Source organism: Streptomyces sp. NPDC048290, from assembly GCF_040652095.1.
In the GTDB taxonomy this organism is placed as follows: domain Bacteria; phylum Actinomycetota; class Actinomycetes; order Streptomycetales; family Streptomycetaceae; genus Streptomyces.
The window spans coordinates 305,137-321,523 of sequence record NZ_JBEZLM010000008.1 but is presented as its reverse complement, the minus strand read 5'-3'; the positions used below and the strand labels follow the sequence as shown (position 1 = coordinate 321,523).

Sequence of the window (16,387 nt, the reverse complement as noted above, 5' to 3'; positions counted from 1 at the left end):
CCGATCCCGTGCCGGTCCCCCGTTAAGGTCGAGTACATGACCCCTCGGAACCGCCGCCCCCGCCCCTCGACCGGCGACCTGATCGAAACGATCGACGGGTACGACCCCTATGGCGGCGAGACCGAGCGCGGTACTGAGACGGGGGCCGAGGCAGGGGCTGGGACCGAGCCCGGCACGGAGGCAGGTGCCGAGGCAGGTGCCGAGGCTGAGGCTGAGCCCAGGACTGAGGCAGGGGCCGGGAACCGGGACGCGAGCCCCACCGGCACCACCGGCACCACTGACCCCACCGGCTCGACCGACCCCACTGACCTCACTGACCCCACCGGCACCACCGAACCCCCCGACCCCGACCCCGACCTCACCGCTGCCGCCATCGCCGCCGCCGAAGCCGCCCGCCCCGCACCCGGCGAAACCGTCCGCATCGACAGCTGGATCTGGGCCGTCCGTCTGATCAAGACCCGCTCACTCGGTTCCTCCGCCTGCAAGGGCGGCCACATCAGGGTCAACGGCGAACGCGTCAAGCCCGCCCACGCCGTCCGGATCGGCGACGAGGTCCGGCTGCGCCACGAGGGCCGGGAGCGGATCGTCGTCGTCAAGCGGCTGATCCGCAAGCGCGTCGGCGCCCCGGTCGCCGTCCAGTGCTACGTCGACAACAGCCCGCCGCCCCCGCCCCGCGACGCCGTCGCCCCCGCCGGTCTCCGTGACCGCGGCACCGGCCGCCCCACCAAGCGCGACCGCCGCGAACTGGAACGGCTGCGCGCGCTGCGCGACCAGGGCACCAACTTCGGCGACCCGAACCGTCACCGGGACCGGTGACCGAGGCGGTCAGCCGACGCGGGCGGGAACCGGACCCCGACCCCGCACCAGACTCCCCCGACGCACCCAGGCGATCAGGGCCAGCGGCACGATGAGGATGAGCGGCGTCGCGGCGTTCTCCCCGTGGAACTCGGTGAGCTGGACGACGAACGCCCCCACCATGAGCGCGCTCAGTCCGAGCGCCGCCGCGGCCTGGAGCACCGGCACCACCAGCCCTATCGCCCCGGCCAGCTCCAGCACGCCGATGGCGTACATCCCGGCGCTGCCCCAGCCCATCTGCTCGAAGGTCTCCACCGCCGCCGAGTGCCCGATCAGCTTGGGCAGCGCGCTGCCGATCGCGAAGAACAGCGCGAGCAGGATCTGGAGCGCCCGCAGCGCCGTCCGGGCAGCGGTACGGCCCGAGGCGGCGGAGGCCACGGAGGCGGTGGAACCGGTGGACTTGGACATCTGTCTCTCCCCTGTGCAACGTGAAGCGATCCGTTCTTGCGTCACACAGGTAGACCCCGCCCGCACCCCGAACTCATCGGTGCCACCCCGGTCATCTCACGTCTCACCACCGCATCCAGCCATGCCCCGTGTACCAGTGTCCGCCCGCCCGCAGATGGTCCCCGACGGCCCGTTCCAGCGAGGTGCGCCGGGGCAGGTCCGCGGGGGACAGCCGAGGGTCGCCGAAGACGAACTGCACGGGGTGCACATCGGAGGGCTCGGTGTCCTCCGGGCCCAGGGTGAAACGTTCCTGGAAGCGGATGATGTTGGAGCCGGCCGGAAGGTACTCCCGCAGTTGCCGGTCGAGCAGCCAGGAGTGGCAGAGCGCGCCGACATACCGCTCCTCCGGATAGTGCCGGGCGAAGAAGGCACGGGCTCGGGCGAGGGAACGGTCGCAGCCGGCCGGGGAGAGCGGCCCGCTGAAGTCGGGGATGTGGATGCTGAGGTACAGCGCACCGGGCGTGGCCTCGATCCCGGCGTCGTTCAGTGCCCGCGCGGTGACGTCGAGCAGCCGCGCCCGCTCGAACTGGAGCCGTCCGAGCTGGTACAGCTCGCCGCAGAAGTGGTGCCGGACCCATTGGGGGGCGTGCAGCCCGGTGTGTCCGTACCGGCGCCGGTGGACGGCGAGGTTGCGTCCCAGGTCGGCGAGGGTGCGCCGGGAGACGTCGTCGGGGACGCCACGGGACCGGTGGTAGGCGCGGGTGTGCGGCAGCGCGGCGATGAACGCGTACACCGCGAAGAGGCCGCCCAGTTCCGGCGGCGCCTCCTGGACCCGGGGCAGGAATCCGCCGCCCGCGCCGGGCTCGGGCTGGTCGCCGCCGACGAGTCCCATGCCCCGCACGATCTCCTCGACGGCCTCCTCCAGCAGCCGCATGGCCGCGGCGTCCTGGGTGAGGGTGCGGTGCCGGGCGATCAGTTCGCTGATGTCCTCGTGGGGTACGCCGAGGTCGAGCAGTGTCTCGGGAAGGTCGTCAGCGTCCGGCAGCATGCGCGGACCCCCCGCCGAAGAGTACGTTGCAAGCAGGAGCGGTGATCCTGATGCCGATGCGTACGGGCAATGAGCCACGGACGGCGCGCAGCGCGCTGCGGGCCCGTTTCTGGCTGAGTGTGTGGGGGATGTTCTGGGCCATCTTCGGGACGGCCGTGTTCATTCTGACCGGGCATCCCGGCTGGGCCGCGGCGTGCGCCGTACTGTGGCTGGTGGTCACTGTCGACATGACCATGATCCTCCACCACATCCACCAGGGCCCGCACTACCAGCCCGGCCCGGACATCCCCCCGTACGAGCCACCGAGGCACCACGGCAGGTGACCGCCCCTCTCGCCCGCCCACGAGACGTGCCCGACACGTCACACACGGCAACGGCGCTGGGCAGCCGCAGTCGCAGTCGCCGCTACGCGTCGAACCGCGCGGCCTTCAGGTACTCCGGGTTCGGGTCCAGCGCCGCGGCCAGCCGGAAGTGACGTATGGCCTGGTCGGGACGCCCCTGACGCTCAAAGGTACGGGCGAGGGCGAAGTGCGCGTAGGCGTTGTCCGGCTCGCGCTCCAGGACGACCGTGAACTCCAGTTCGGCGGGGCGCAGTTGCGCGGCGGCGAAGAAGGCCCGCGCGCGCAGCAGCCGGGCGGCGGTGTTCTCGGGGTGTGCGGCGATGACCCGGTCCAGCAGCTTCACCGCACCCCGGGGGTCCCGCGCGGTGAGCAGCTGCTCGGCGGCGCGGAAGTCGATGACATACGTCTCCGGGGTACGTCCGGTCGATCCGCTGGTCTCGGGCACGGCTGAATCCTTCCCTCGTCGGGGGAGTTCAACGCCCGCCCGGGGCGTCGCTATTCCGCCATGGCTCCCGGGACGGGCCGCGCTCTGCGCTCCAGCTCCGCCCAGACCTCCTGGACCCGGACGCGCAGCCGGTCCAGCGGCACATCGTTGTCGATCACGATGTCGGCGATCCGGAGCCGCTGTTCACGGTCGGTCTGGGCCGCCATCCGGGCGCGGGCGTCGTCCTCGGTCATCCCGCGCAGCCGCACCAGCCGGTCGAGCTGGGTGGCCGGGGCCACGTCGACGACGACGATCACGTCGTACAGCGGGGCCAGTCCGTTCTCGGTGAGGAGGGGGACGTCATGGACGACGACGGCGTCCCCGGCGGCGGCCGATTCCAGCTCTCTGGAGCGGGCGCCGACGAGCGGGTGCACGATCGCGTTCAGCACGGCCAGCCGGGCGGGGTCGGTGAAGACGAGGGAGCCGAGGCGGGGCCGGTCCAGGCTGCCGTCGGCGGCGAGGACGTCCGGACCGAACGCCTCGACCACCGCCGCGAGTCCGGGTGTGCCCGGCGCCACGACCTCGCGTGCGATACGGTCCGCGTCGATCAGTACGGCACCGCACTCCACGAGCAGCCGCGACACCTCGCTCTTGCCGGCGCCGATGCCGCCGGTCAGACCAACTTTCAGCATGTCTCGCAGCTTAGGCCCTGCCACTGACAGCGCGTCCGGCGCCGGGACGGGACCGCTGGCTCTCCCCCGCTCAGCTGTCCCCCTCCCGCTCCGCCAGGAACCGTTCGAACTCCAGCCCGATCTCGTCGGCGGACGGGATCTCCACCGGCTCGGCGAGCATATTGCCCCGGGTCTCGGCGCCCGCGACGGCGTCGTACTGGTGCTCAAGTCCCTGGACGAGCGCGGTCAGTTCCTCGTCGCCCTCCTGGATCTGCCGGTCGATCTCGGTCTGGGTGCGGTGGGCCTCGGTGCGCAGGGCGTGGGCGATACCGGGCAGGACCAGTCCGGTGGCGCCAGTGATGGCCTCCAGCGCGGTGAGCGCCGCGTCGGGGTACGGGGAGCGCGCGATGTAGTGCGGTACGTGCGCGGCGACCCCGAGGACGTCATGGCCGGCCTCCATCAGCCGGTACTCCAGCAGTGCTTCGGCGCTGCCGGGGACCTGGGCCTCCTCGAAGGGGCTGGGCTGGCCGGGGACCAGGTCGGCGCGGTTGCCGTGCGGGGTCAGACCGACGGGGCGGGTGTGCGGGACGCCCATGGGGATGCCGTGGAAGTTGACCGACAGGCGTACGCCGAGCCGTTCCACGACCTGGCGGACGGCCGCGGCGAAGAGTTCCCATTCGACGTCCGGTTCGGGTCCGGACAGCAGCAGGAAGGGCGCACCGGTGGCGTCCTGGACGATCCGGACCTCGATGGCGGGCACTTCGTAGCCCGTCCAGCGGTCTCGGCGGAACGTCAGCAGGGGCCTGCGGGCGCGGTAGTCCACCAGCCGGTCGTGATCGAAGCGGGCCACGACCTGGTGCGGCAGCGAGTCGAGGACCCGGTCGACGATCTGGTCGCCGGTCTCGCCCGCGTCGATGTATCCGTCGAAGTGGTAGAGCATGACAAGGCCGGCCGACTCCTGGGCGAGCGCCATGTCGACGACGGCCAGGCCCTTCGGCTCCCACGTGTACAAACCCTGCGGATCAAGCACGGTGACCGCTCCTCCTCGTGTTCCTCTGCCACAACGTGATGCGGAGCACGGGCATTCCCGCCAGCATCCCGCTCCTCTTGACGCCCCGTCACCCCGCCCTTACGGTGCCGAAGACCAGCCGTTCACATCCCCACCCACAGTTCATGCATATGAACTCGCAACTGATCACCCGACCGACAGGAAGGTCCCTCATGCGCATCCGTACGCCGCTCACCTCCCTGCTCGCCCTCGCCCTCACGACCGGCGGCCTGCTGGCCACGGCCGTCCCCGCTGTCACCGCCGCCCCCGCCGGGACGGCCGCCGTCCTCGACGTCTCGACGGCCGCCCAGCTCAAGTCGGCCCTGACAGCGGCCCGTCCGGGCGACACGATCCGCCTCGCGGACGGCACCTACACCGGCAACTTCAAGGCCACCACCGCGGCCACCGCGAGTGCCCGGATCACCCTCACCGGTTCCGCGCGGGCCGTCCTGACCGCGGGCGGCGGCTACGGCCTCCATCTGAACGGCGCCTCCTACTGGACGGTCAGCGGGCTGACCGTCACGGGCGGACAGAAAGGCATCATGATCGACACCGCGACCGGCGTCGTCGTGGACGGTGTGACGGTCCACGGCCTGGACATGGAGGGCGTCCACTTCCGCAAGTCGAGCACGGACGGCCTGATCAAGAACTCACGGATCTACGACACCGGCAACGACGGCCGGGGCATGGGCGAGGGCGTCTACGTCGGCACGGCGAACACCCTCTCCGACAAGAGCGACCGCGTCCAGATCCGCAACAACACCATCGGCCCGGACGTCGGCGGCGAGGGCATCGACATCAAGGAGGGCACCACGGGCGCGCAGATCGTCGGGAACACCTTCGACGGCCGCGGTCTGACCGGCGCCAACTACGACGACTCCTGGGTGGATGTGAAGGGCAACAACGTCCTGGTCGACGGCAACACCGGCAAGAACACCACCAACGACGGCTTCCAGACGCACACCCAGCAGTCCGGGTGGGGCTGCGGCACGGTCTTCAGGAACAACCGCTCGACCCTGACCGGCGCCACCGGCTCGACCCAGCTCGCCATCAACGTCACCAACAGCAGCGCGAGCTGCAAGACCACGGTCCACAGCTCCAACACGGTCACCGGCGGCAGGGGCCTGACCAACGTCACCGTGACGCCGTAGCGGGGCCACCGAGGGGCGGTGCGCGGACCCCCCACGGCCGCACCGCACAGCGAAGGGCCCGTACCCCTCGGGGTACGGGCCCTTCGTTCAGCTAACTCTCAGCGGAGCGGTCAGCTCTGCCCACCGGCCAGCTTCTCGCGCAGCGCGGCCAGCGCCTCGTCCGAGGCCAGCGCACCGGAGTTGTCCGGGCCCTCGGAGGAGTACGAACCGCCACCGGACGCGGCCGGAGCCGCACCCGCCGCGTCGCCGCCCTCGGCCGCAGCGGCCTCGTCGGCCTCGCGGGACTTGATGACCTGCTGCTGGTGCTGCTCGAAGCGGGTCTGCGCCTCGGCGTACTGGCGCTCCCACTCCTCGCGCTGCTTCTCGTACCCCTCGAGCCAGTCGTTGGTCTCGGGGTCGAAGCCCTCGGGGTAGATGTAGTTGCCCTGGTCGTCGTAGGACGCGGCCATGCCGTACAGGGTCGGGTCGAACTCGACCGACGCCGGGTCGGCACCGAAGGACTCGTTGGCCTGCTTGAGGGACAGCGAGATCCGGCGACGCTCCAGGTCGATGTCGATGACCTTGACGAAGATCTCGTCGTTGACCTGGACGACCTGCTCCGGGATCTCCACGTGGCGCTCGGCCAGCTCGGAGATGTGGACCAGACCCTCGATGCCCTCGTCCACGCGGACGAACGCACCGAACGGAACCAGCTTCGTGACCTTGCCGGGCACGACCTGGCCGATCTGGTGGGTACGGGCGAACTGCTGCCACGGGTCTTCCTGGGTCGCCTTCAGCGACAGGGAGACACGCTCGCGGTCCATGTCGACGTCGAGGACCTCGACCGTGACCTCCTGGCCGACCTCGACGACCTCGGAGGGGTGGTCGATGTGCTTCCAGGACAGCTCGGAGACGTGGACCAGACCGTCGACGCCACCCAGGTCCACGAAGGCACCGAAGTTGACGATCGAGGACACGACGCCCGACCGCACCTGGCCCTTCTGGAGGGTGGTGAGGAAGGTCTGACGGACCTCGGACTGGGTCTGCTCCAGCCAGGCACGGCGGGACAGGACCACGTTGTTGCGGTTCTTGTCCAGCTCGATGATCTTGGCTTCCAGCTCCTTGCCGACGTACGGCTGGAGGTCGCGGACACGGCGCATCTCGACGAGGGAGGCCGGCAGGAAGCCGCGGAGGCCGATGTCGAGGATGAGACCACCCTTGACGACCTCGATGACGGTACCGGTGACGATGCCGTCCTCTTCCTTGATCTTCTCGATGGTCCCCCAGGCACGCTCGTACTGGGCGCGCTTCTTCGAGAGGATCAGGCGGCCTTCCTTGTCCTCCTTCTGGAGGACGAGGGCCTCGATCTCGTCACCGACGGCGACGACCTCGTTGGGGTCGACGTCGTGCTTGATCGAGAGCTCGCGGCTCGGGATGACACCTTCGGTCTTGTAACCGATGTCGAGCAGGACCTCGTCCCGGTCGACCTTCACGATGACGCCGTCGACGATGTCGCCGTCGTTGAAGTACTTGATCGTCTCGTCGATCGCGGCGAGGAAGGCTTCCTCGTTACCGATGTCGTTGACCGCTACCTGCGGGGTGGTGGCGGTGGTCTCGGTGCTGCTCGTCATGTGGGAAAGGGCTCCGGTACGGACATTGAAGTCGTAGGCACTGCTCACGCCGGGAGCCTGTTTCGCTCTGAAGAAGCCGGACAGCTTAGGAAGCGCCACCCGAAACAACCGGTGGCGCCTCGACAACCGAGGGGACATACAACAGATGCGAGCGCAGCCTGCTACGTCTGAGGAGCGCAGGCCCGCAGCGCAACTTGTAGCATACGGGGGCAGCCGGGCAGGGTCAATGCGCGAAGGCGCACACCCGGGGCGGATCGCCGCATACCCGGCACAAGAACCGTCCCAGGAGGCCACGTGGGCCCGAGGGGACCTCTTCCGTGTCGCCGCCCGAGGCCGGCTGGAGCGAAGAGTACGACGAGGGAGCCCATCATCCAAGAGCACGTATCGCCCCCGCCGCCATCGCCCTCCGAGGAGCCGGAGGCCACCCGCCGCGACGCCGGGGCGACGGAGAGTTCCCGCGCCAACCGGAGCTGGTGGGACCGCAACGCGGACGACTACCAGAACGAGCACGGCGCGTTCCTCGGGGACGACCGCTTCGTCTGGAGCCCCGAGGGCCTGGACGAGGTGGAGGCCGAGCTGCTGGGCCCGGCCGGGGAGCTGAGGGGCAAGGACGTCCTGGAGATCGGCGCGGGCGCCGCCCAGTGCTCGCGCTGGCTGGCCGCGCAGGGGGCCCGTCCGGTGGCCCTGGACCTGTCCCACCGCCAGCTCCAGCACGCGCTGCGGATCGGGGCGCCCTTCCCGCTGGTGGAGGCCGACGCGGGCGCGCTGCCGTTCGCGGACGGCTCCTTCGACCTGGCGTGCTCGGCGTACGGGGCGCTGCCGTTCATCGCCGATCCGGTGCGGGTGCTGACCGAGGTGCGGCGGGTGCTGCGGCCGGGCGGGCGGTTCGTGTTCTCGGTGACCCATCCGATCCGCTGGGCGTTCCCGGACGAGCCGGGCCCGGAGGGGCTGCGCGTGGCGTCGTCGTACTTCGACCGGACGCCGTACGTGGAGCAGGACGGGACGGGCCGCGCGGTGTACGTGGAGCATCACCGGACGCTGGGCGACCGGGTGCGGGACATCGTGGCGGCGGGGCTGCGGCTGGTGGACGTGTGCGAGCCGCAGTGGCCGTCGTGGAACACCTCGGAGTGGGGCGGCTGGTCGCCGCTGCGCGGGAACCTGATCCCGGGCACGGCGATCTTCGTGTGCGTACGGGACTGAGCGGGTGATCCGGCGGGAGGCGCTGGACGCGCTGCCGGTCCGCGCGGTGCTGCCCACGCTGACCGGGGCCATGGAGGGGCCGGGGGCGGCGGTGCTGGTGGCGCCGCCGGGGACCGGGAAGACGACCCTGGTGCCGCTGGCGCTCGCCGGACTGCTGGACGGGGACGCGTCCGCGCGGCGGGTGGTCGTGGCCGAGCCGCGCAGGATCGCGGCCCGCGCGGCGGCGCGCCGGATGGCGTGGCTGCTGGGCGAGCGGGTCGGCGGCCGGGTCGGCTACACCGTGCGCGGTGAGCGGGTGGTGGGGTCGGACCCACGGGTGGAGGTCGTGACGACGGGGGTGCTGCTCCAGCGGCTCCAGCGGGACCCTGAGCTGCCCGGCGTCGACGTGGTGGTGCTGGACGAGTGCCATGAGCGGCATCTGGACGCCGACACGGCCGCCGCGTTCCTGTGGGACGTGCGGCAGGCGCTGCGGCCGGAGCTGCGGCTGGTGGCGGCGTCGGCGACGACGGACGCGGAGGGCTGGGCGCGGCTGCTGGGCGACGCGCCGGTGGTGGCCGCCGAAGGCGTGTCCCATGCGGTGGAGACGGTGTGGGCGCCTCCCGCGCGCGGGGTGCGGCCTCCGCACGGGATGCGGGTCGATCCGGCGCTGCTGGCGCATGTGGCGGCGGTGGTGCGGCGGGCGCTGGGCGAGCGGTCCGGGGACGTGCTGTGTTTCCTGCCGGGGGTCGGGGAGATCTCCCGGGTGGCGGGGCTGCTGGGGGACCTCGGTCCGGTGGAGGTGCTCCAGGTGCACGGGCGGGCTCCGGCGGCGGTGCAGGACGCGGTGCTGGCGCCGGGCCGGGGGCGGCGGGTGGTGCTGGCCACGTCGGTCGCGGAGTCGTCGCTGACGGTGCCCGGGGTGCGGGTGGTGGTGGACGCGGGGCTGGCGCGGGAGCCGCGGGTGGATCACGCCCGGGGGCTGAGCGCGCTGACGACGGTACGGGCCTCGCAGGCGTCCGGGCGGCAGCGGGCGGGCCGGGCCGGGCGGGAGGCGCCGGGTGTGGTGTACCGGTGCTGGGCGGAGGCCGAGGACGGGCGTCTCCCGCGTTTCCCGGCGCCGGAGATCAAGGTGGCCGATCTGACGGCGTTCGCCCTCCAGGCGGCCTGCTGGGGCGATCCGGACGCCGCCGGGCTGGCGCTGCTGGACCGGCCGCCCGCGGGGGCGATGGCGGCGGCCCGGGAGGTGCTGGCCGGGATCGGCGCGGTGGACCCGGCCGGCCGGGCGACCGCGCGGGGCGTACGGCTGTCGCGGCTCGGGGTGCATCCGCGGCTGGGGCGGGCGCTGCTGGACGCCGTACCGCTGGTCGGGGTCGACCGGGCGGTGGAGGCGGTGGCCGCGCTGACCGACGATCCGGCGGCGACGCGGGCGCTGCGGGCCGCCGTCCCGTCCGGACCGGCCGCTCCCGATCCCGTGTTCGACGGGCTGGATCTGCGCGGGGACGCCCAGGGGCTGGTCGCCGCGCTCGCCCATCCCGAGCGGGTCGCCCGCGCGGACGGCGGTTCCTTCCTGATGGTGTCCGGTACGCGGGCCGATCTCGCGGACGGGTCGGGGCTGCGGGGCGCGCGATGGATCGCGGTCGCCGTCGCGGACCGTCCCCTGGGGCGGGGGCACGCGCGCGTACGGCTCGGTTTCGAGGTGGACGAGGCGGTGGCGCGGGGCGCGGCCGGGGCGTGGCGCACTACGGGCGAGGAGGTCCGCTGGGCCGACGGAGACGTGGTGGCGCGCCGGGTGGAGCGGCTGGGCGCGATCGAGCTGGCGGTACGGCCGCTCGAGGCGCCCGATCCGGGGCTGGTGCGGGAGGCGCTGCTGGAGGGGTTGCGGCGGGAGGGGTTCGGGCTGCTGCGGTGGGGGCCGGACGCGCGGGTGCTGCGCCAGCGGCTGGCGTTCCTGCGGTGGCGGCTCGGGGAGCCCTGGCCCGATGTGGCGGACGAGGCCCTGCACGCGCGGGTCGCGGAGTGGCTGGAGCCGGAGCTGGGCCGGGCGCGGCGGCGGGCGGACCTGGCGCGGATCGACGCCGGACAGGGGCTCGTACGGCTGCTGCCGTGGGCGTCGGGGGACGCGGTGCGGCTGGACGAGCTGGCGCCGGAGCGGATCACCGTGCCGAGCGGGTCGCGGGTGCGGGTCGACTACGCGGAGCCGGAGCGGCCGGTGCTCGCGGTGAAGCTCCAGGAGATGTTCGGGCTCCAGGAGTCGCCGTCCGTGGCGGGGCTGCCGGTGGTGGTGCATCTGCTGTCCCCGGCGGGGCGTCCGGTGGCCGTGACGGCGGACCTGGCGTCGTTCTGGCGGGACGGCTACCAGGGGGTGCGGGCGGAGCTGCGTGGGCGCTATCCGAAGCATCCGTGGCCCGAGGACCCGGCGGGGGCCGAGCCGACCCGGCACACCAACGCCCGGCTCAGACGGTGACCGGCTCGGGTTCGGCGGGCCGGGCGGGGGCGGGGTCGCCGGGGCGGCGACTGCGGGCCTCCAGCCAGAGGGCGAGGGCGGCCAGCAGGACGCCGAGGGCGAGGAAGCCCCAGGGCAGGTACGCGGTGAGCAGCAGGACCAGGGTGCGGTTGGACGTGACCAGGTCGACGGTGTCCTCGATGTAGTCCTCGCGCATCTTGACGTGCCCGGAGAACGCGGTGACCTTGTCCCGGCCGCCCAGGAGGGTGCCGCCGCGCAGTTCCTCCTTGTGGATCTCCTCGCCGTAGACGGGGGCTCCGGTGAGGGGTTCGACCCAGAACTTGCGGACCGTGGTGTACCAGCGGGTGGTGCCGGTGGTGGCGACGGTCTCGGGGGTGACGCCCTCGACGGGCATCTCCTTGGGGAAGGGCACCTCGGTCCAGGGGATGGTCTGCTCGAAGTAGTAGACCTCGACGCCGCGGAAGTCCTGGGTGCCCTTGTAGTGGATGGGGGCGGTGACGCGGGCCTGGGCGTCGAAGTACGCGTAGTCGCGCTTCTCGGTGAGGAAGGGCCATTTGAACTCGATGCCGTCGCGGCGGACCGGGTCGCCGTCGACCATCTCGCCGGTGGCGTGCACGGGTTCCTGGGTGTGGGCGTCGAAGATGTACCGCTCGGGGATCTTGGAGACCATCTCTCCGTCGGGACCCTGGACATAGGAGAGGCTGTCCCAGACGACGACGTCCCGGCCGGCGGTCCTCTCGATCTTCTCGGACTCCTCCACGTTGCCCTTGAGGGTCTGCACGATGGTGACCTTCGGGACCGTACGGGCCTGCATGGTGCCGTAGTCGAGGAGGGTGGCGTCCTTCGCCTCCAGGACCATCGTCTGGTACTGGCCGGGCGGGATCTTGGCCAGGCGGGGGAAGGCGTACCAGCGTGTCAGGGGCGCGAGGGCCGCGAAGAACACGGCGAGGGCGAGGAGGATCAGACCTGCCGTGCGGCGCATCTCGGGCTCCCTCTGGGGTGGGTACGGGGGGCGGGGGCAGGGGGCGGCTCAAGGGGTTCCGTCGGGGTTCGGTCGGGCGTGTCGGTCCGGGTCAGGGGTGGCTGGGGACCGTGGTGAGCAGGGGCTCGGGGGATGTCTCACTGGCCGGGGAGCCGAGTGCGGTGAGGGCGAGGATCAGGGCGAACGCGAGGGCGAGACCGGTCGCGGCGGCGATCAGGGCACGCATACGGACCTCCCGGCGTCGGCGGAACTGATACCCCGTCAGGTCGGGCACCGTAGCAACGCGCGCGTGAGAGGGGAACATGTACGACGGCGGCCGTACGGCGGGCCTATGTCGGCCGTACGCGGGGGGGGCACATGGCGAGGGCGCCCGTCCGCGCGGTGGCGGAGGGGCACCCTGGGTGCCGCGGGCCGGGCCGGGTCAGGCGGACGGCGAGGCGCCGGGGGAAGTGCTCGGGGAGGCGCTCTGCGAGGCCGAGGGGATCGGCGTCGGCGTGGGGATGAGCTTCGGGGTGACCGTCAGCTCCAGGGTGAGCGTGGCGCCTCCGGTGGTGGTGACCCGCAGGAGGTAGGTGCCCTCGGTGTCGTCGGCGTAGAGCCTGGGCAGCTTCAGCTGTCCGTCGGCGTCCGTGGTCAGACCGGTCAGGGTACGGACCGGCTCGCCCTCGGCGTCCTTGAAGTAGGGGCCCTTGTCGTTGACGGTCGGGTCGTCGGCGGACGTGATGAGCGTCGCCGTGGCGGCGACACCGTCGGCCGCGGCGCCCCGGTAGGTCGCCTCGAACGTGAACTCGTCGGCGAACTCGCCGCCCGCCACACAGGTCAGGGCGGGCTCGCCGACCGTGGTGAGGGCGTCGGCGGCGCGGTCGGTCACGGTGGCCTTGTGGTCCAGGGCGGCCAGGGTGCGGCCGACGAGGGTGGCGCGGACGGTGAAGCCGCCGGTCCGCTCGCCCGCCTGGAGGGTCGGGGCGACCGCCCTGCCGGTGCTGTCCGTGAGGGCCACGGCGACCTTCTCGCCGCCGCTGAAGACGGCGTCGGTGTCACCGAGGATGGTGAAGCGGACCCGGACCTTCTCGACGCCCTTGCCGTCCTTGTCCTCGGCGCGGGCGGTCGGCTTGGCCGGGAACGCGTCGCCCGCCATCGCCGTGAGCGCGGGCGTGCCCGCGTTCTCCAGGTGGTGGACCTTGTCCGTCTGGGTGGGCGGGGTGGTGGTGGGCGGTGGGGTGGTCGGCGGCGTCGGCCTGACGGGCGGGGTCGGCTTCGCGGGCGGGGTGGGCCGGGGCGGCGGGGTCGGCGAGCCGGTGGCGGGCGGCGGGGTGGCGGCCGGGCGGTCGTCGTCGCTGCGGTCGGCCGGGAGGGTGCCGGTGCCGTCCGGGACCTCGTGGGTGCCCTTGCGGTAGTACTCCAGCCACGACAGCACCGTGTTGTAGTACTCGGTGGAGTTGTTGTAGCTGAGGATCGCGCTCTTCAGGTCCGTCGGCGTGGACAGGTCCCAGTCGAAGCGGCACAGGTAGTGACCGGCGGCGAGGGCGGCGTCGTAGATGTTGTTGGGGTCCTCGACCCCGTCGCCGTTGCCGTCGCGGCCCGCCCACGCCCAGGTGGACGGGATGAACTGCATGGGGCCGACAGCCTGGTCGTACTCGGCGTTGCCGTCGAACTCGCCGTTGTCGGTGTCCCGGATGAGGGCGAAGCCGTTGCCGTCGAGCTGCGGGCCCAGGATCGGGGTGATCGTGGTCCCGTCGGCGTCCACATTGCCGCCGCGGGCCTGCCCGGACTCCACCTTGCCGATGGCGGCCAGGAGTTCCCAGGGGAGGTTGCAGTTCGGCTTGGCGGTGCCGAGTGCGGCGGCGGCCTGCTGGTAGGCGTCCAGGACGGTCGCGGGTATCCCCGCCTCGGCGGCGCCCTGGGCGACCGCGGTACCGCCGGTCGCGGCGGTCGGCGCGGGCGTCGGCGTGGTCAGCGGCGGCAGGTCCGTGTAGTACGGCGAGTTGCCGGTCGCGCTGTCGGCCGAGGCCGCGTCGGGTACGGGGAGGGAGTCGGCGGTGCTCTGTCTGCCCTGATCACCGGAGGTGACCCCGGGAGCCTGGGACGCGGACAATGCCGCGACCGCCGCCGCGGCCACGGCGGTGGTCGCCGCTCCCTTGCGCAGCCGACTGCCGAAATGCGCCGCCATGTACGGAACCCCTCCCCTGGACGCCCGAGCGCCCGCCCTTCTGCCCTCGATGCCCTAAGTCGCCCTGATCGCCCGTGCCGTCCCCGTACGACGCGAACGTCTGGATCGTGCCGCGCGGGGCGTCGTGCCCCGCGTCAACCCACGTGACCCTACGACAACTTCCTTTGCGCGGGCACCCGCTCCCGCCCGGTTTTCACCACTTGGCCATACACCGTTGGCCGCTTGTGGTCGCGCCGGTCCCCCGCCGCTGTGGGCGCGGAGCCCAGCGTTCCATGGGCGTCGCGGATACTGAAGACCGCGCCCGGTCAGTGCCGGTGGCGTCGGGGGGCGTCGGGTGGTGCTCCGGAACGTCGGGGGACGCCGGGGGGCGTACCGCGCGGGCCGGTCCTCCGGGACGCCCGGGGGGCCGCACCGCGCGGGGGCGAACCGGGGCCGCCCGGTGCACGTCTGTGACGACGGAACCGTTCTCAGAGAATCCTTTCGCCGACGCCTGGAGTCCGTCTTGCCGTTCACGCTGAGCCATGCGGCGGCCGTGCTGCCCGCGATCCGCACCGACGGGACCGGACGCGGCCGGCTGGTCCCCGCCGTGCTCGTCGCGGGCACCTTCGCGCCCGACATGACCTACTACGCGGGGAGTGTGCTGCCCGGGGCGATGGCGTTCGGCGAGGTGACCCACTCCTTCCCGGGCGTCCTCACCGTCGACGTGGTGGTGGCCTGGGCCCTGGTGGGGCTGTGGCTGGTGGTGCGCGAACCGCTGGTGGCCCTGCTGCCGCCCGCCGGGCAGCACCGGGTGGCCGCGCTGCTGCGCTGCGGGGCGCCCCGCGCGCGGGTCCGGCCCTCGACGGCGCTGTGGTGGTACGTGTCGGCGGTGCTGGGCTCGCTGACGCATGTGGTGTGGGACGCGTTCACCCACCTCGACCGCTGGGGTATGCGGGTCTTCCCGGTGCTGGGCGAGGAGATCGCGGGGTCGCCGCTGTACTGGTATCTCCAGTACGGGGGGTCGGCGGTCGCGGCGGTCGTCATCGCGGTGTTCCTGGGGCGGGCGCTGCGGAGGGTTCCGGGGGCGGGGGTTGGGGGGAACGCGGTTCCGGGGGTGGGGGTCGCGGGGAGCGGGGTTCCGGGGGTGGGGGTCACGAGGAGCGGGGTTCCAGGGGCGGGGGCTGCGGGGAACGGGGTTCCAGGGGCGGGGGCTGCGGGGAGCGAGGTTCCACGGGCGGGGGCTGCGGGGAGCGGGATTCCAAGGGAGCGCGCTGCGGGGAACGGGGTTCCAGGGGCGGGGGCTGCGGGGAGCTGGGTTCCGGCCGGGGTGCCGGTGTTGTCGGGGCGTGACCGGGTGCTGGCCTGGCTGGTGATCGCCGGGATCGCGGCGCTGGCCGCCGTCGAGCGGGCCGTCAGCTGGTGGCAGCGGTGGAGCGCGGTCGCCGAGCCGTGGGAGCTGATCCCGACCCTCTGCTTCGGCGGCGGCGCCGGGTTGCTGGTCGGGGTGGTCTGGTACGCGGTGACGGTCCGGGTACGGCGGTACGCGCGGCTCGGCGGGGACAAGCGGGAGGCGGCGCGGGCGCGGGCGGTGCGGTGACCTGGGGCGCGGCCGGGGGCTCGCTGTTCAGCGGGGCCGGGGTGGGCGGGGCGCGGGCGCGGTCAGGGCCGGGGCGGTGAACACGGTCAGGGTGGGGGTTCTGCGGGTGCGGGGCAGCAACGTGAGGAGCAGGGCCGCATAGCCGCGGGTCAGCTCGCCCCACAGCCGCCAGACCGGTGGGTCGGCGCCGGGGCGGGCCGGGACCGGCTTCCTCGACGGCGTGCACCGGCGCCGGAGGTCCCTCGCCCGGTGGCGCAGGGCCCTTGCGGGGCCGAGGACGAGGCGGGCGGTGCTCGCGTCGGCCGCGACGACCGGCACCTGCGGGAGCGGCGCACCGGGCGCCGGCCGGCGGTGGAGCCTGCGTATACCCATGGCGGCATCCTGACGGGCGCGGCGGCCGGGGGCGTTTCCTCGGGGGCCAAGGGGGTGACGGGGCGGGCTGGAAGGGCCCTTTGCCGTGGGAGGGTGGATCGGTGCCGGG

14 protein-coding genes and 2 pseudogenes are annotated in these 16,387 nt (G+C 72.9%); 6 read left to right on the top strand and 10 right to left on the bottom strand.

Going from position 1 to position 16,387, the window contains the following annotated elements:
- Window positions 1–363: 363 nt before the first annotated feature.
- Window positions 364–816: pseudogene (locus AB0D49_RS16740) on the top strand (RNA-binding S4 domain-containing protein); the annotation flags it as partial.
- 9 nt (window positions 817–825) lie between these two features.
- Here AB0D49_RS16740 and AB0D49_RS16735 read toward each other — a convergent pair.
- Window positions 826–1,263 (bottom strand): DoxX family protein, encoded by a 438-nt coding sequence (locus AB0D49_RS16735; protein ID WP_362757624.1) that lies wholly within the window; start codon window positions 1,261–1,263, stop codon window positions 826–828.
- A gap of 103 nt (window positions 1,264–1,366) precedes the next feature.
- Window positions 1,367–2,290, bottom strand: coding sequence for an acyltransferase domain-containing protein (locus AB0D49_RS16730; RefSeq protein WP_362757623.1), 924 nt, complete (start codon window positions 2,288–2,290; stop codon window positions 1,367–1,369).
- Between the two features lie 56 nt (window positions 2,291–2,346).
- Between AB0D49_RS16730 and AB0D49_RS16725 the strand changes: the two genes are divergently transcribed.
- Entirely contained in the window at window positions 2,347–2,613 is a 267-nt protein-coding gene (locus tag AB0D49_RS16725; RefSeq protein ID WP_362757770.1) for a DUF6343 family protein, read from the top strand.
- A gap of 82 nt (window positions 2,614–2,695) precedes the next feature.
- Here AB0D49_RS16725 and AB0D49_RS16720 read toward each other — a convergent pair whose 3' ends face one another.
- The 3 genes from AB0D49_RS16720 to AB0D49_RS16710 all read right to left on the bottom strand — a co-directional run bounded on the left by AB0D49_RS16720 (window position 2,696) and on the right by AB0D49_RS16710 (window position 4,756).
- Window positions 2,696–3,076 carry a tetratricopeptide repeat protein gene (locus tag AB0D49_RS16720; protein WP_362757621.1) on the bottom strand — a complete coding sequence of 127 codons (381 nt, stop codon included), beginning with the start codon at window positions 3,074–3,076 and terminating at the stop codon, window positions 2,696–2,698.
- A gap of 50 nt (window positions 3,077–3,126) precedes the next feature.
- Window positions 3,127–3,747, bottom strand: a complete 621-nt coding sequence (coaE, locus tag AB0D49_RS16715) for a dephospho-CoA kinase (protein WP_362757618.1) — start codon at window positions 3,745–3,747, stop codon at window positions 3,127–3,129.
- A gap of 70 nt (window positions 3,748–3,817) precedes the next feature.
- A complete protein-coding gene (locus tag AB0D49_RS16710; RefSeq protein WP_362757616.1) occupies window positions 3,818–4,756 on the bottom strand; it encodes a PAC2 family protein in 939 nt (312 codons plus the stop codon).
- A 191-nt stretch (window positions 4,757–4,947) separates the two neighbouring features.
- On the opposite strand from AB0D49_RS16710, the gene AB0D49_RS16705 reads away from it, so the two are divergent.
- Window positions 4,948–5,925 (top strand): right-handed parallel beta-helix repeat-containing protein, encoded by a 978-nt coding sequence (locus AB0D49_RS16705; protein WP_362757614.1) that lies wholly within the window; start codon window positions 4,948–4,950, stop codon window positions 5,923–5,925.
- Between the two features lie 110 nt (window positions 5,926–6,035).
- On the opposite strand, the gene rpsA is transcribed toward AB0D49_RS16705, so the two are convergent.
- A complete protein-coding gene (rpsA, locus tag AB0D49_RS16700) occupies window positions 6,036–7,535 on the bottom strand; it encodes a 30S ribosomal protein S1 (RefSeq protein ID WP_362757612.1) in 1,500 nt (499 codons plus the stop codon).
- Window positions 7,536–7,829: 294 nt separating this feature from the next.
- On the opposite strand from rpsA, the gene AB0D49_RS16695 reads away from it, so the two are divergent.
- Together AB0D49_RS16695 and AB0D49_RS16690 are read left to right on the top strand one after the other, a co-directional pair.
- The gene (locus AB0D49_RS16695) at window positions 7,830–8,735 is read left to right on the top strand and encodes a class I SAM-dependent methyltransferase (protein WP_362757610.1); all 906 of its coding nucleotides are present in this window, start codon (window positions 7,830–7,832) and stop codon (window positions 8,733–8,735) included.
- A gap of 4 nt (window positions 8,736–8,739) precedes the next feature.
- Complete coding sequence (locus tag AB0D49_RS16690; protein ID WP_362757608.1) at window positions 8,740–11,178, top strand: ATP-dependent helicase C-terminal domain-containing protein; 2,439 nt, start codon at window positions 8,740–8,742, stop codon at window positions 11,176–11,178.
- Here the strand turns inward: AB0D49_RS16690 and AB0D49_RS16685 are convergent.
- From AB0D49_RS16685 to AB0D49_RS16675, 3 genes are all read right to left on the bottom strand, one after another.
- The gene (locus tag AB0D49_RS16685; RefSeq protein WP_362757606.1) at window positions 11,168–12,160 is read right to left on the bottom strand and encodes a DUF3068 domain-containing protein; all 993 of its coding nucleotides are present in this window, start codon (window positions 12,158–12,160) and stop codon (window positions 11,168–11,170) included. The genes AB0D49_RS16690 and AB0D49_RS16685 overlap by 11 nt on opposite strands.
- 91 nt (window positions 12,161–12,251) lie before the next feature.
- Complete coding sequence (locus AB0D49_RS16680) at window positions 12,252–12,386, bottom strand: SPW_0924 family protein (RefSeq protein WP_362757604.1); 135 nt, start codon at window positions 12,384–12,386, stop codon at window positions 12,252–12,254.
- Window positions 12,387–12,581: 195 nt separating this feature from the next.
- Window positions 12,582–14,330 (bottom strand): lytic transglycosylase domain-containing protein, encoded by a 1,749-nt coding sequence (locus AB0D49_RS16675; protein WP_362757602.1) that lies wholly within the window; start codon window positions 14,328–14,330, stop codon window positions 12,582–12,584.
- A 502-nt stretch (window positions 14,331–14,832) separates the two neighbouring features.
- On the opposite strand from AB0D49_RS16675, the pseudogene AB0D49_RS16670 reads away from it, so the two are divergent.
- Window positions 14,833–15,384: pseudogene (locus AB0D49_RS16670) on the top strand (DUF4184 family protein); the annotation flags it as partial.
- Window positions 15,385–15,933: 549 nt separating this feature from the next.
- Here AB0D49_RS16670 and AB0D49_RS16665 read toward each other — a convergent pair.
- A complete protein-coding gene (locus AB0D49_RS16665; protein ID WP_362757600.1) occupies window positions 15,934–16,278 on the bottom strand; it encodes a hypothetical protein in 345 nt (114 codons plus the stop codon).
- Window positions 16,279–16,387: the final 109 nt, after the last annotated feature.